Below are 13,722 nucleotides of genomic sequence, written 5' to 3'. Positions count from 1 at the left end.
ATCGCGTTAAAGGACAAGGAAAATACTGGTCAGAGAATGGCGCTGAGGGTATTTTGCGTGTGCTGACTTGCATTAAAAACAAAGAGCTGGAATACTGGCTTAGCAGTGAATTTGCAGGTGGGCAGCTCGATATTGGTGATCAGGAAGAATTGAAAGGTGCAGTTCGTGCCAGCCTAAGAAAGACGCATGAAGCTCATCTGGGCATTCATCACGGCGCCATTGAAAGCTTAACAGCAGGACATAGCTATTTAAACGATTTTAGCAGAAAAATAAATCAAATAAATATTTAAGAAATTAAGGTCAGACTAATGGTTAATAGCCTACCGCAAAAATATTGACACTTACGGACTTCGTAGCCCTATTCTAAACAAACGCGCGCCATGCTATAATGATTAATGCTAAAAAGTATAATGAACCGGAAAAAGGTGAAAAGCCTTTACAGCCCCTTCGCTACTGTAAGATTGACTGAAATGTCGCAACTCACTGGCTAAAGCCGGGAAGAAGACATTTGGGGATGAGATCAAGTCAGGAGACGCTTATTATACTGATTGCAAAGTTTCTTAGGGTCGACTTTGTCAATTAATAATAAACTTTCCGGGATTAGTCTGCCCAAAAATGTTGGACGTTAGTTATTAATGATAGAAGATGGCTCTAGCTAGGCTTTTTTGTGTTGCAGAAAGTCTAACCAGTCCAGTATTAATAGCGGTTAACGACCGTTAAATTTGTTTTGGGGAGTGTTCAGTAGTGAAAAGAAAACAATTTCTATATTGGTTTTCAATTGTATTAGGGATTTTTCTGATATTTTTCAGTGGTGTTATTTCTTCCAGGGCTGATACAGCATCAGACGTCAATTCGGCAATTTCCACTGGGTTAACGGAGATCGCGCAACAAGGGTCCAAAATTGATGCTTGGGATGCCACATGTTTAGTGTTTGGGGACAACGGAATTACTGATTTGCAGGCTCAATATGCTTACAAATCAATTCTTAAGAATAACGACTTTCTCAGTGGTGGCAGTCAAGGGTTAAACGGGATCTCTGATGTTTCTGCCGTCAATGGTTTGGTGGCAATCGACAAAGATCCAACTAATGTGAATGGTAAGAATTTAGTTGCTGACATTGTAAAGGATGCAAATAATCCTGCCAGTGATTATTCAATTGTTAATGATTTGGAAGCTTTGAGTACTGGTAGTTATGGTCAGGCAAGCGAAACTGCCCGAACTTCTTTAACCAAGAAGTTAATTGGGATGCAAGATCAAAAAACAGGTTTGTGGAACGGGTTTGATAAAGTTGATTATACCGCTCGGGCAATATTAGCATTATCGATGAATACGAATCAACCAGGGGCTGCAGATGCTTTAAACACGGCAGTTAAAGCGGTAAGTAATCATCTTTATCAAGAAAATGGCGGATTTGCTGATAGTAGTAACACAATGTTTGGCGCTGAAAATGCCTACAATGATGTAACAATGACTAATGCCCTTGCCTCTGCCGGCGTAAATGTTTATGTACCATTAAAGGAGAAAACTGATTATGTTGCCCCTGTTCAAAGAGTTCTCGAGCAACATCCGGTTTCCGCTGGGAATTCTGCAATGCTGATTCAACAGGCAACCTGGACATTTGAACAGGCCCGATTCACCAGAAATGGTGGTAAAGGATCCATCTTCGCTTTCAATCAAACGGATGCGGCGAAACCTGGTGAGATTGTCAGTATAAAGGCGGCCGCAATTACCAAAAAGCAGTCAATCATCAATGATCCTCAGGCAACGGCCGCTGCCAAGAGTGACGCCCTTAACCTGGTAGATCAAATACTAGCGACGTATGTTTCGAAGTTAAGCGCTGATTCAACCAGCAGTGCTGCAATCGCCGATCGAGCAGCTGGGGTTACGGCTTTTAATCATGTAACCGTTTCTCATGCCGCACCAGCAACGCCCGTAACGCCACCAACTGTTACGAACAATAACGTAACGGTTGTCAACAATCCGGCCAGCTCTTCCAGTGCATCGAGTTCATCAGCAGCAACATCCACTTCTTCATCTAGTAGTGTGCCAATAAGTACGCCGACTGTTTCCGGGAAGCCTGTTAAAAAAGCAAGTCATCGTTCCATCGTATATGCACTGACAACTGTCAAACTATATAGAAGTTCGAACTTTACTAAATCGAATCTGACGAAGACCTACAAGAAACGTGCCCGGATTAACCGCCCAATGTTCCTGGTTATCAGCCAGCAAACGAACAAACAGGGCCATGCGATCTATCGAGTAAAGGACATGAATTTAGGCAAAACCGGTTATACGCTTTCTGGTTCAAAGTATTTTGCCCACGCCTACTATTCCGCAAAGGTGACCCGCATTAAAGTCATCTATCCTAAGGGAATCAACGAGTATGGTAAGGTTAACTTAACGAGCAAGAAGCGCCACGTTAAAAAGAATGCGTCATTAAGCGTCAGAAAAGTTGTTAACTATGGGCTTTCCAACCGGATGCAACTTACAAATGGCCGCTACATCACTGCTAACAAGAAGCTCATCTTGGCTACTAAGATCAAGAAGAGCTCCCAAAATACTCGTCCAAGCACACCTACGGCCACAACCACAGGGACGTCAACGAGTACCCCACCGACTAACTCAGGGTCAACAGCGACTACGACAACGACGACAAGCTCTAAGCCGACGGCAACGACGGGGACAACCACAACTACTAATTCACCTATAATAATTCACCTAGGTGCCACGCCAACTTTGCCAGTGGCACCCACAAATCCTGTTACGCCATCAAACGATGCTAAAACCATCACAACCACTATTAGTATTCATGCCGATGGGGCGACCATCGCAAGTGGCAGTATCAAGGTTAACAGTGGGGCCAGCGCATTTGATGCCTTGCAGGCATTTGCCCAGCAACAAGGATTGGCTTTAACTTATAAAGGATCGGGGGCTACTACATACGTTACCGGAATTAATGGTTACAATGCTGGGCCAGCCGGGACAATGACTGGATGGCTTTATTCAGTTAATGGCACCGAACCTGGTTCATCGATGGGTGCTTATACTTTGAAAGATGGCGATTCAATTTCGATGACCTACAATAAGTAATTCTTCATCTAACAATCAAATATCAAAGTGGTTGGGGGAAAATGAGGCCCCAGCCACTTTTATGCATTATCTAAGGAGATCACACCTATGAATAAATATATAAAATCAGTCTTGACTTCTGCAACTTTGGTTATCGCCGCTTTGACGTTCTCAACAACTACCAACGCTGCATCAATTAGGAAGGCTAGTACCGGCACCATTCACAGCAGAATTGCCCGTACTTATTCCTATGCCAAAAAGATGATTAAAGAAAATAAGACCGGACTTTCCGGTCAAAGCAGTTCTATTTTTAGTAAGAAACTCAATCCTGATACTGGTGCGACTGCGGGGTACTCTGACTTTCTGTTAGGGCTCAAGGGAAACGGTTATAAATTTAATACCAAGGAAAAAACGTTGCTGCGAAAAAACTTGGTAATCAAAAAGACAACCCCTGCTGCAACAATGGCCAATGCCGTGATGGCCGTTCAGGCGATGGGGCTCAACGCTAGAGATTATAAGCCATATGGCCACAAAAAGGGAATCAATCTGGTAACCAAGTTGTACCGGGCAAGTGTTTCCAAACAAACGACAAGTGCCCAGGCACAAGTGCTGATTGCCATTTCGATGAGCTCAAAGTTCAAGCAGCCAAAGGGAGCGAAGTTTAGCAAAGCAAGCTTGAGTGCTCGGCTAGTGAAAGCTCAATTAAATAATCACGGTTGGACGTATAATAACCAACAAGGAGTTAGGGATGCCGACACGACCAGCATGGTTCTAACCGGTCTGGCTCGAGGAAAGGTTAATACAACTAACGTCAAGGACAGCTTGCTGAAGGGGCAAAAATTTCTTACTGGTATTGTGCAGCCCAGTGGTGCATTTGGCTACACGTTTAATGGCAAAACAACGCCAAATGCCAATTCAACCGCTGAAGCAATTATTGCCCTATCAAATGATTTTGGCATGAAGAAATATGTGAATAACACGGCGATGAAAACAAGTCAAACTAGGACGCCGCTTTATGCAATGCTGACCTATGTCAATAAATCCGGTTCAATTAAAAACGCAGCTACTCAGCTCTATGGTGTCGGTCAGGTAAATTTAGCGGTTGCCGCTTATAAAGCTGCTTTAAAGAATCGTTCAGTTTACACAATTAATTAATCGCCAAATTTTGAGTGAGAGGTGACAAAACAATGTCAATTACTCGGTAATAAATTACCGAGCTTGTAACTCACACCCCTAACGGGGTCGTAGTGCAAATGTCTGACAACTCCTACCAAAGTGGTTACATCATCGGGTGATTGACAGCACCCGTTTAACTACTAGAGTTTATCCAGTAGCTATTCTTGATTAAATTGCAATTGATTAAAGGCGGTTTCTTTATTCGTTACCCAGTTAGTGCCAAGGAGTTGAATATTCATGGCGCCAATCCGGTCATCGTTGCTGGTATAGCCGCAATGCTGGCAGTGATACTCATGCATTAGTGAAATATTAGTCATCACAAATCTATTTTAGAAAAGAGGTGCGTTGCTCAAGACGCCGATTCCTCTCGGCATTAAAATACCGAGTTTCCTCGTCTAGCAACTCTTATGAAAAAAGCTATGAAAAAAGCAATTGGCTTCATTCTTGCGTTCATTCTCACAATTGGAATCGCTTTTGGTGCCCAACAGGTGATTTCATCGAGAGACGCAGCCCCTAAGCCGACAACTTCTAAACAAGTGACTTCTTCAAGTTCAAGTTCGACCAGTTCAAGTCATCTTAAACAGCCAAGTCACCAGCAAAAAGCAAAGGGTGCAAGCAAAGCAAAACCAAAAGCAGATAGGCGGGCTCAAAAAACAGCCAACAAGCCCCAAACTGCTAGTTCTCAATCAAGCACAAGCCCTAATCGGACAACTGGATCCAGTGCAAAGGCAAGTCCTAACAAGGTCGCTAAAACTAAGCGGTCAAATGTCCCTAAATTTGATAAGCTGGGTAAAATTAACCACAAAGCAGAAACCAAGGTGGTTCAGGATACGCATCATGCGGCTAAAAAGTCGTATAATGCTAAGAATACAATTCAAATCCATTTAACGGTTGATGGATACAAAAAAGTTTTCTATTCGAAGCGGATGCGCGTTAAAAAGGGCGCCAACGCGTTTTCGATTTTAAAGCAAACGAACCTGAAGATTAGTTATATTCCGGGCCCCTCCGTTTACGTGAATGGCATTAACGGCCTCAAGGAAAATGATGTTAAGGCCGGTTCCGGTTGGATGTTCAGTGTTAACAAGAAATTTATTGACCATGCTTCAAACTTAACGAAGCTTAAGAGTGGGGACAACGTTCGTTGGTACTTTACAACGGAGGGGTATTAACTGATTAGATCCCGCTAATATTGATTCAAACAAAGCGACTGCTGCCAAAGGGAGGGATATATTCCTTTGGCGGTGGCATCCCACTTAAAGTTGATGGCAATATCATTGGTGCCATTGGCGTCAGTGGCGGGACCGTTAAGCAGGATCAGGCGATTTGTGAGATTGCTGTTGATATGTTTACGAGGGAGTGTGATTAGGATATGAATCAAGGAAAAATTGAGGAAGTTATTCGTAACATTATTGCTCAAGAAGTTGGAAATAATGTAAGCCAGAAGCCAGTCGTAGCGGGGCAGACTTCCCAAAATGATGGAGATATTTCGCCGTTGCTGAGAGAATTGCGGGACTCTGTTCAGGAGAAAATTCAAACTCGTTCTTCAGATTCTGAGGTAGACAGTTCTTCTCTTTTGGATGACATTACCAAGGACGTTAAGAATCGTTTAGGTTAGCGAGGGATGTTCTATGAGCCGTGATATCGAACGAACAATCCAAGAGTATGTTCCAGGTAAACAGGTGACGTTAGCACACATTGTGGCTAACCCAACTCCTGATATTTATGAGAAGTTAGGAATTCAAACTCCCAAAGACGCATTGGGAATTTTGACCATTACGCCCAGTGAGGCGGCGATTATTGCTGGTGATATTGCTACTAAATCCAGTAATGTGACACTTGGATTTATTGATCGGTTTAGCGGTTCCGTCGTAATCGTGGGTGAAGTTGCGGAAGTTGAATCGGCCTTAAAGGACGTCGTTAGTAAATTACACGATCTTTTAGGTTTTGACATTCCAAAAATTACTAGAACCTAAATCAACCCAGGGGCTCGGCTTTTGACCGCGGCTCTTTTTTCAATTTGATGTAAAAGACTCGTCATCCTCAATTAAATTTGCTATTTGGAACCGACTAAAAATATTGTCTTATGATCCCGGGAAGGGGTGTGTCGATGCGCCACATGCAAGAAATTAATTTGAAGAACGCTTTTAATTGTCGAGATTTGGGCGGCTATCAAACTAGAAGCGGTTTAATGGTCCAGCCAAAGCAATTAATTCGATCCGGATACCTATCTGATTTAGATAATAGTGATCAGCAGGCTCTTTATAATTATGGCATTCGAACAATTATTGATTTTAGATCTCCACTGGAGGTTAGAAAGTACCCTGACCATTATGACAGTCGAACGCAATATTTGAAAATTCCAATTCTAAAGCAGGATTTAACTGAAAGTATGACTAATGTTAGAAATTTAGCGGGTTGGCTGACTGATAAATGGGCGGGATTTCATCAGATGATGCGCATTTACGATCAATTAATTGCCAGTGACGAAGTACAGCGGGCATACCGGCAATTCTTTTTAACATTAGTTGACGCCAATTCTGGCGGGATCTTATTTCACTGTTCAACTGGTAAAGACCGAACTGGGATTATTTCGATTTTGATTTTAGTGATGTTGGGGGTTCCTGAAGAGGTTGTAAAGGCGGATTATCTGTGCAGCAACTGGTTTTCTGCCGTGAGAATCAACAATCGATTAAATGAAGCCAAGTTGGTTAGTGATAATTTAGCCTATCTAAAATCAATTTTTGATCTCTCGACAGTTCGGGAAGATTACTTTCAACAAGCCGTTTCGATGATTAATGACCGGTATGGCAGTTTTGATTCGTATTTTCATGATCGGTTAGGTTTTGATGACGCGTTTTTATTAAGGATGAGGAAAAAATTCTTAGCGTAAATGATATTTCATTTATCCCTTTAATAATTTTAAAGGTAGGACAAAAAGTGGTTTTGCATTCCGGAATGACATCGCGTTTTATATTTTACGATGCAAATATGATTGTAAAGCCGCGTACATAAATAGATTCTTAGCAATTGAATCAGTTCAAAATACGAGGAAGGTGTGAGTGATGATAAATATTGGCGTATTAGTTGGAAGTCTTAGTGAACGATCCTACAGTCAAAAGATTGCGAATTATTTAATGAACGAGTATCAATCGGTAAGGTTCGTTCAGGTGAATTTTGAAATTTTACCATTGTATAATCCTGATTTTGAAAAAGAGCCACCATTAGAGTGGCAAGTATTTCGAAGTGTGATTGACCAAATGGACGCTTTACTCTTTGTCACCCAAGAATATAATTTATCAATTCCAGGTGGATTAAAAAATGCCATTGATGTTTTGTCGGTTCCATCACCAGAGCCTCACATTGCTTATAAACCGGCATTAGTGATTACTGATTCTTCTGGTGAACGCGGTGGCGCAAATGCAAATATCCATATTCAACAGTTGTTACGGTATATTGGGATGACTGTGTTGAATGAATTTATCACTATCAGTAATGTTCACCAACGGTTTGATCCCCAGAACAGACTTTTAAATGAGCAAGTTGCTGCTCAGCTAAATGGGTCAATTAGAAAATTGGTTGAATCGATAGACAAACAGCATTAGACTGCACATAAAAATGGGTGCGAGATCGTTAATCAATAACGAATTTCGTACCCATTATTTTAATTTCTCAGATAATCGATCAACTGCTGGACATTTGCGCCAGTTTTAGCCGAAATCTCAAACATTTTCTCAGCCCCAGCATCCCTTAGCCGTTCGGTAACCATCTCGATTTGCTGATTAGTGGCGATATCTGTTTTTGTAACGACGCCAATCGTTTCCTTAGTGAACATCGTGCTGAAGCCTGTTGGTAAAACAATTCGCGGATCAGTAGCGCTTTGCATCAAGACGATGACGTCGGCTTCAATGGCGGTGGTCATCAGGTTAGAATACATTGCACGATGCTCAACATATTCACCGGGCGTATCGATAACATTATTATAAAACTCAATGGTTTGGGTTTTGTTGTAAGTCATCTGTAGTTCATTGAGTTTCTGAATAAAGGAGGTTTTGCCACAACCAATCGCCCCGATAAACATTGCCTTTTTCACTGATCTTTCCCCCAAATTAATTACTTATCACTTCGCGTTATTTAACCGTATAAACCGAATGCCCCTTCAAAGCCTGCCGATAAGCAGCCGTTGCCAGGTTCACCTGACCGACGCCGATCAATTGACTGGTAGCACCCTTAATTGAACCGGTCTTGTTAACGTAGCCGAGCATTGCCCGCAGTGGGGAGGCGGCTTGCTTGGTGGTGAAGTAGCCATTGGCGTACTTGACGGTTGCTTGCTTTGATGACAGGGCAATGATTGCTTCGGCTGTTGAGTTAGCGACGGTCTTGCCATTGAAGACGTAGCCATAAGCACCTGAAGCGGTGATGTTACTCTTCAAGTAGGACTGGCCCTTCACCAATGCGGTTTTAACGGCACTCAGTGAGGATTTGCTGTGGGCCAGCGCGGCGATTGCCATTGAAGTGGTATCACTATCAACGCTGGCAGCGGTGTTGTTGTAAGCCCAGCCATTATTACTTTGCTGGTCCTTAACCAATGATTTTGCCAAACTGGTCTTGGAGAACTTGGCGTTTGATGGGCGTTTAAACGTTGATGACATGGTCAGGGCAAGCAGAACCTGGCTCTTGACGTTTGGTGTTTGCTTGCTCATTGACTGGCGGTACAGCCCAGATACCAGGTTGACGGCCTTCTTGGCGCCGGCTGGCTTAAACTTGGTTGGGTTTAGGCCAACGGCTTTTAGCCCCTGAATTGCGTTGGCGTAGTCGGCAGCAGTGCTCTTCGAATTGATCACCAGATTGGCCGCGATGCGCTTCTTCTGGGTGGTCGTAAATTTGTACCCCCAGCCCTTTAAGCCAACCAGCAAATCGGCGTAACCGCTAGCGGCACCGATGGTTGGGTTGGCTTTTTTACTAAACAGAGCGGTCGTCTTGCCTGACAATCCGGTCTTGTTTTTAATCATCAGATTCTTCGCGTAACGGTAGTTGGCTTTGATCTTGCTATTTTGATAAGCACGACTGGCGGTCTCAACGCTGGCTGCATTGGCGGTGAAGGCTGGTGCGATACTGCCAAATCCTAATAGGGTTGAAGCAGAGATCATGAGTAGCTTTGATGTTAATTTCATTGATTAATCCATCCTTTTTCTATTGGTTTTTATCCGGTAAAATATTGTATTTGGTGACTAAGCGGTGAAACAGCTTCTCCCATGGTTTGTAAAATAGCGCGATGAGAAAGGCATTGGATGCTGCGTGGAACGTGTCAAATGGAAAGAAACTGGCCGCAAAAGCCAAGATAAAACTCTTGATGGTCAGCGGTGATACGTAGGCCAGGGCGTACCAGAGGTCCATGATCCAGCCAAACAAATAGCCCCAGACGCAGGCAAACACGATCATAAAAATCAGACTATGGGACAATCGGGCCTTCATGAAGAGGCCAGCGGTTAACCCCATTAAGCCCCAGGCGACCATCTGCCAAGGCGTCCATGGTCCTTGACCCATAAACATGTTGGAAACCAGTGCCGTGGTAGATCCTGTGATAAAGCCCAGTTCCGGGCCGAGACTGACACCGCTTAGAATTACGACGAAGCTGGCTCCCTGCACACCAGGAATGGCGCCCAGTGGGACCCGGGTGGCAACCGCCAACGCGATCAAAACGGCGACAAACATCAACGTTTGGGTGCTGATTGGATCGTGTTCGAAGCGCCAGTACGCGGGTAAAAGGCTACAGATTAGGCACATAAAGCTAAATAATAGGTAGTGCTTTCCCTTCAATAAGACAATGAATAGCAGAAAAATAAACATTAACAGTAACGCAATTAATAACCGATACCGGTTGAGTAACGAAGATTGTTTCAAGTAACACTCACCCCCTTTCTGGATGGTTCGCCAGCTTCAGATCGACTGGCAGTAGGGCGTCCTTAACCTGATCACGGGCAATCCGGTTAATTGGCGTGGTGAAGAAAAAGTTATCGGCAAAAAATGATTGCGTGGCAAGCAGCGTGTTGAGATGGCCATCAAACATAAACGTGCATTTGTCGGCAAATTTAGCACAGAATTCCATGTCGTGGCTGGCAATCACAATGGTCATACCGGCTTGTTGGTACTGTTTCAGCAGGTTGCCCACCTGAATTTTGGTGTAGGGATCCAGTCCCTTGGTTGGCTCGTCCAGAACCAACAGATCAGGGGTCGCCATCAGTGCGATTGCTAATCCAACCAGCTGTTGTTGGCCGCCACTAATGTCAAATGGATTTTGTTTCTCAATACGGTTCAAATGAAATTGATTAATCATATGGTCAACTTGGGCCTTAGCGTCTGGCAACCGTAATTCAGCCGCCTGAACTTCCAGCTCCTCACGAACGGTATCGGCTGTAAATTGGAGACGGGGAGTTTGCGACAGAAATGCCAGTTTGGCCATTCGCTGGTTAATGGCCATTTTCCAAACTAACTGGTGGACGAAACGAATTTTGCCGTGCTGCGGCGTCATTAGTCCACAAATCAGCGTTAACAGGGTTGATTTGCCGGAGCCGTTTTTGCCGATAATTGCCAACCACGTACCGGGATTAATCGCCAGGTTCAGGTGATGGAGGACGTTATGTTGGCCGTCGAAGCTAAAGGAAATGTTATTGACGGTTAGAATTGGTTTTTCGGCTGGGGGTAATTGCGCAACCTTGCCGCCGGTCGTCACTGATTGAAATTGAAGATGGTGAGTCCGAATCGCCGACTGGGCATCGGCTACTGAAATCGGCAATTGGGAGGTTCGAATCTGTTGATCTAAGAAGAGCTTGGGAATTGACGGTACGAAATAGGTCAAGTGGGCATCAGTGGCCATTTTTGCCAAGCCGCTGTGGGGATCACCGTCAAAGGTCAGGTGGTGATCCTGCAGGAGAATCATCCGGTTGGCCATGGCTGCTACCGTGCTCAGCCGGTGTTCAGTCAACATAATTGTAATCCCTAATTCTTGATTAATCCGCCCTAAAACGGTGAGAAAATGCTGAGCGGTCAGCGGATCCAACTGGGACGTGGGTTCGTCCAGTAAAATTAATTTTGGGCGCAAGATGAGAACCGAAGCCAGGTTTACCAACTGAAGCTGGCCGCCGGATAATTGATGTATTTGGCGATCGAGGTTTTGATCAAAACCTAAGAAATTTGCCAGTTCGGTAATCCGGCGTTCGATTTCATTGCTGGGACAGCCAATATTTTCTAATGGGAAGGCCAGTTCTTCGATCACCGTTGCCATCACCGACTGGGTTTGTGGATCTTGGGCCACATAGCCGACGGTTTGGGCACTCACCAACTTCGGCATGTCAGCAACCGGTGTTTCGGCAATTTGAACGTCACCAGTTCGGGCTCCTTTGGGCATGAGCTCCTTTTTCAAATGGTTAAGCAGGGTCGTCTTGCCACTGCCGGTATTACCGGCAATCACAATAAAATCGCCGGGGTCAATGGTGAAGTTGACGTCGTCCAGAACGGGGGTTGATTGATCGGGATAGGTGAACGTGAGATGGGTCACGGTAGCTAATTTTTGCATGAACGATAGACCCCCTCTGAGATTAATGGTAGTAAGAATAGGAGTGCCGTGACGACGATGGGCCAAGTATCGCCCGGCGTAAAAATGGTGGTGAAATTGGCGACTGAACGACTGGTGCCCATTGAAAGAATCCGGACGCCGATAGTTGCAACTAGCATGACGGTGGCAATCGTGATGAACAGCAGGTCACTAAACTGCCAGTGATACGAGCGGTAGTGGGTCCGCTTGGCAGCGCCAAATCCGCGGGCGTCCATTAAATTGGCGGTTTCCATCGCAGAAGACAGGGCGTCCTGCAGAAGAATTTCGAAGATGTGGAGCGTCTTTTGGGTGCGGGTCTTCAATGATCCATTAACCACGTCGACGTTGCGGGTTTTTTGCAGGCGCAAAATCCGTTTGAGCCTATCGGTGAAGCTGGTGACCAGCGTAAACGAAATGGTGACCAGTACTGCCAGCCGGGGCGCAATCGGCGAGAACACGTAGATCAGCTTGCTGGGGATCAGAACCGCGTTTAGGACTGAAAAAACAAACTGCATTGCGATCAGGACAATTGCCATCGCAATGCCGTACAGAAATGCCGGATACGAAAATTTGAACGTCAGAATGCCCCATTTGAAATGCCAAAGAATCGGCGGAAACTTTTGATTGAGGAGCGTATTGAAAAATGGAATCATTAATAGAAATGAAACGGCGTATTTCAGTTGGCGCGCCGTCTTTCGGCCGCCAAGGTAGTAGGTGGCTGTGATCGTGAGCGCGATGAACTCAGCCACCGCGACCGCCACGTGATTAAACAGCAGGAGGCAGACGATCAGCTCAGTAAAGTACAGCGTGAGCGCTACTGGATGAAGCTGCGAAAAAAACGTCATCTTGATTGGGGTGTGTGTCATGGAAAATCCCGACTTTCTAAGGGTTAGTAAGTCCTTCCAACAGTATATCATCGTTGCCAAGGGTGGTAAACGGCATATCTTGTGTGGTGGCTAGTATTATTTTGAGGCGTTTTTAAATGGTGAAATTTGCGAACTGATTTATCACCTTTTGGATATTATGTACAGCCTTTTTACACCATTTTTACACTAAATTTACCGTGACCTGCTAAGCTGTCATTTATACGGGTTCATCCGAACAAGCGAGGTGGTTAACACGTAAATAACTTTCTGAAAATCATTGAAAGCAAAAGCTGCAACATCCTTCAAGCAACATCCCGAGGCGGAAAAAGTCATCCGTGTCGGGGCTTTGCTTTGGTAAATTTTATAAGCATATTACTATCTCCCTGGTCGACAGTAGCGCTATACTACTTAGTAGAGAGAAGATTGATAAGCTTCATAGAATTGACCAAGGAGGAATGTTTTATGCCAAAGACTTTGAAGAATTTATTTGCAAGAACCACTGAAAGAAAGAATCGCCGTTCAGGAACCTTGAAAGATGATTTGAATTCACGTCTTTTCTGGAATTCGGTATTGAAAGGCCAACAGAAGTAATCATGGTTAAATTAATAAGTTTTGCGTGACGATCCTCATCAGTTTTCGGACTGAATGGGGATTTTTTGTATGGTGGCTAATACCAAGTGCTAAGTGTATAATTTTTTGCGGTAAGCTGAATAATTAATTAAAAAAGCTCAAGTCCTTTGAATTTGGACTTGAGCTCAAACAAAAAGACCAGTAGTCTGATGTTAAGAACAAAAAACACATTAGAAGCTGGTCTTTTATGGAATCTATTATAACTGATATCGTGAAAATTATTAAGTCTGAAAATAATGTTATTGCTCGTGAAAAGGCATTAATGTGCTACTTCTTTGATTTGATTAGAGAATTAATTAAATTAGCACTAGAAGAAGTTGATGCCGGCTTAGTTGAAGAAACTAAAAAGCAAGGCTATCAGATTGAAAAGAAAAATAAGCGCTCAGTTGT

14 protein-coding genes, 3 pseudogenes and 1 riboswitch are annotated in these 13,722 nt (G+C 44.0%); of the genes and pseudogenes, 11 read left to right on the top strand and 6 right to left on the bottom strand.

Annotated features, from left to right (window positions below):
• From BLP58_RS09945 to BLP58_RS09935, 3 genes and pseudogenes are all read left to right on the top strand, one after another.
• Positions 1–290 (top strand): annotated as a pseudogene (locus BLP58_RS09945) (ISLre2 family transposase); the annotation flags it as partial.
• A gap of 81 nt (positions 291–371) precedes the next feature.
• A riboswitch (cobalamin riboswitch) is annotated at positions 372–556 on the top strand.
• Positions 557–744: 188 nt separating this feature from the next.
• The gene (locus tag BLP58_RS09940) at positions 745–3,090 is read left to right on the top strand and encodes a DUF5776 domain-containing protein (RefSeq protein WP_074484272.1); all 2,346 of its coding nucleotides are present in this window, start codon (positions 745–747) and stop codon (positions 3,088–3,090) included.
• Positions 3,091–3,177: 87 nt separating this feature from the next.
• Entirely contained in the window at positions 3,178–4,224 is a 1,047-nt protein-coding gene (locus tag BLP58_RS09935; RefSeq protein ID WP_013854957.1) for a prenyltransferase/squalene oxidase repeat-containing protein, read from the top strand.
• Between the two features lie 179 nt (positions 4,225–4,403).
• Here the strand turns inward: BLP58_RS09935 and BLP58_RS11975 are convergent.
• Positions 4,404–4,541 (bottom strand): annotated as a pseudogene (locus BLP58_RS11975) (RNA-guided endonuclease TnpB family protein); the annotation flags it as partial.
• A gap of 123 nt (positions 4,542–4,664) precedes the next feature.
• Here BLP58_RS11975 and BLP58_RS09930 point away from each other — a divergent pair.
• The 6 genes from BLP58_RS09930 to BLP58_RS09905 all read left to right on the top strand — a co-directional run bounded on the left by BLP58_RS09930 (position 4,665) and on the right by BLP58_RS09905 (position 7,847).
• Complete coding sequence (locus BLP58_RS09930) at positions 4,665–5,414, top strand: DUF4430 domain-containing protein (protein WP_025084277.1); 750 nt, start codon at positions 4,665–4,667, stop codon at positions 5,412–5,414.
• A 20-nt stretch (positions 5,415–5,434) separates the two neighbouring features.
• Positions 5,435–5,611, top strand: a complete 177-nt coding sequence (locus BLP58_RS11840) for a GlcG/HbpS family heme-binding protein (protein WP_013854960.1) — start codon at positions 5,435–5,437, stop codon at positions 5,609–5,611.
• A gap of 3 nt (positions 5,612–5,614) precedes the next feature.
• A complete protein-coding gene (locus tag BLP58_RS09920) occupies positions 5,615–5,860 on the top strand; it encodes a hypothetical protein (protein ID WP_013854961.1) in 246 nt (81 codons plus the stop codon).
• A gap of 13 nt (positions 5,861–5,873) precedes the next feature.
• Positions 5,874–6,218 carry a BMC domain-containing protein gene (locus BLP58_RS09915; RefSeq protein ID WP_013854962.1) on the top strand — a complete coding sequence of 115 codons (345 nt, stop codon included), beginning with the start codon at positions 5,874–5,876 and terminating at the stop codon, positions 6,216–6,218.
• 134 nt (positions 6,219–6,352) lie between these two features.
• Complete coding sequence (locus BLP58_RS09910; RefSeq protein WP_013854963.1) at positions 6,353–7,135, top strand: tyrosine-protein phosphatase; 783 nt, start codon at positions 6,353–6,355, stop codon at positions 7,133–7,135.
• Positions 7,136–7,307: 172 nt separating this feature from the next.
• On the top strand, positions 7,308–7,847 hold the full coding sequence (locus tag BLP58_RS09905; protein ID WP_013854964.1) for an NADPH-dependent FMN reductase: 540 nt from the start codon (positions 7,308–7,310) through the stop codon (positions 7,845–7,847).
• Positions 7,848–7,906: 59 nt separating this feature from the next.
• On the opposite strand, the gene BLP58_RS09900 is transcribed toward BLP58_RS09905, so the two are convergent.
• The 5 genes from BLP58_RS09900 to BLP58_RS09880 are packed head-to-tail and all read right to left on the bottom strand — an operon-like array spanning position 7,907 to position 12,702.
• Positions 7,907–8,335, bottom strand: a complete 429-nt coding sequence (locus BLP58_RS09900; RefSeq protein ID WP_013854965.1) for a EutP/PduV family microcompartment system protein — start codon at positions 8,333–8,335, stop codon at positions 7,907–7,909.
• Positions 8,336–8,372: 37 nt separating this feature from the next.
• Positions 8,373–9,416 (bottom strand): hypothetical protein, encoded by a 1,044-nt coding sequence (locus BLP58_RS09895; protein ID WP_013854966.1) that lies wholly within the window; start codon positions 9,414–9,416, stop codon positions 8,373–8,375.
• Between the two features lie 19 nt (positions 9,417–9,435).
• The gene (locus BLP58_RS09890) at positions 9,436–10,146 is read right to left on the bottom strand and encodes an ECF transporter S component (protein WP_003636323.1); all 711 of its coding nucleotides are present in this window, start codon (positions 10,144–10,146) and stop codon (positions 9,436–9,438) included.
• A gap of 7 nt (positions 10,147–10,153) precedes the next feature.
• The gene (locus tag BLP58_RS09885) at positions 10,154–11,818 is read right to left on the bottom strand and encodes an ABC transporter ATP-binding protein (protein WP_013854967.1); all 1,665 of its coding nucleotides are present in this window, start codon (positions 11,816–11,818) and stop codon (positions 10,154–10,156) included.
• A complete protein-coding gene (locus BLP58_RS09880; RefSeq protein WP_013854968.1) occupies positions 11,806–12,702 on the bottom strand; it encodes an energy-coupling factor transporter transmembrane component T in 897 nt (298 codons plus the stop codon). Before BLP58_RS09880 ends, BLP58_RS09885 begins: the two co-directional genes overlap by 13 nt.
• 462 nt (positions 12,703–13,164) lie before the next feature.
• Here BLP58_RS09880 and BLP58_RS12495 point away from each other — a divergent pair, with 462 nt between their 5' ends.
• A complete protein-coding gene (locus tag BLP58_RS12495; RefSeq protein ID WP_013854969.1) occupies positions 13,165–13,293 on the top strand; it encodes a hypothetical protein in 129 nt (42 codons plus the stop codon).
• A gap of 226 nt (positions 13,294–13,519) precedes the next feature.
• Positions 13,520–13,722, top strand: a pseudogene (locus BLP58_RS09875) (ISLre2 family transposase); the annotation flags it as partial.

It is taken from the genome of Lactobacillus kefiranofaciens (assembly GCF_900103655.1).
GTDB classification, from domain to species: domain Bacteria; phylum Bacillota; class Bacilli; order Lactobacillales; family Lactobacillaceae; genus Lactobacillus; species Lactobacillus kefiranofaciens.
This window is presented reverse-complemented; position numbering and strand designations above follow the sequence as displayed.

Bases quoted from the DNA above. Each gene is read 5' to 3' on its own strand.
- BLP58_RS09935 (WP_013854957.1), top strand. From the start codon at position 3,178: ATGAATAAATATATAAAATCAGTCTTGACTTCTGCAACTTTGGTTATC.
- BLP58_RS09930 (WP_025084277.1), top strand. From the start codon at position 4,665: ATGAAAAAAGCAATTGGCTTCATTCTTGCGTTCATTCTCACAATTGGA.
- BLP58_RS09920 (WP_013854961.1), top strand. From the start codon at position 5,615: ATGAATCAAGGAAAAATTGAGGAAGTTATTCGTAACATTATTGCTCAA.
- BLP58_RS09915 (WP_013854962.1), top strand. From the start codon at position 5,874: ATGAGCCGTGATATCGAACGAACAATCCAAGAGTATGTTCCAGGTAAA.
- BLP58_RS09910 (WP_013854963.1), top strand. From the start codon at position 6,353: ATGCGCCACATGCAAGAAATTAATTTGAAGAACGCTTTTAATTGTCGA.
- BLP58_RS09905 (WP_013854964.1), top strand. From the start codon at position 7,308: ATGATAAATATTGGCGTATTAGTTGGAAGTCTTAGTGAACGATCCTAC.
- BLP58_RS09895 (WP_013854966.1), bottom strand. From the start codon at position 9,416: ATGAAATTAACATCAAAGCTACTCATGATCTCTGCTTCAACCCTATTA.
- BLP58_RS09885 (WP_013854967.1), bottom strand. From the start codon at position 11,818: ATGCAAAAATTAGCTACCGTGACCCATCTCACGTTCACCTATCCCGAT.
- BLP58_RS09880 (WP_013854968.1), bottom strand. From the start codon at position 12,702: ATGACACACACCCCAATCAAGATGACGTTTTTTTCGCAGCTTCATCCA.
- BLP58_RS12495 (WP_013854969.1), top strand. From the start codon at position 13,165: ATGCCAAAGACTTTGAAGAATTTATTTGCAAGAACCACTGAAAGAAAG.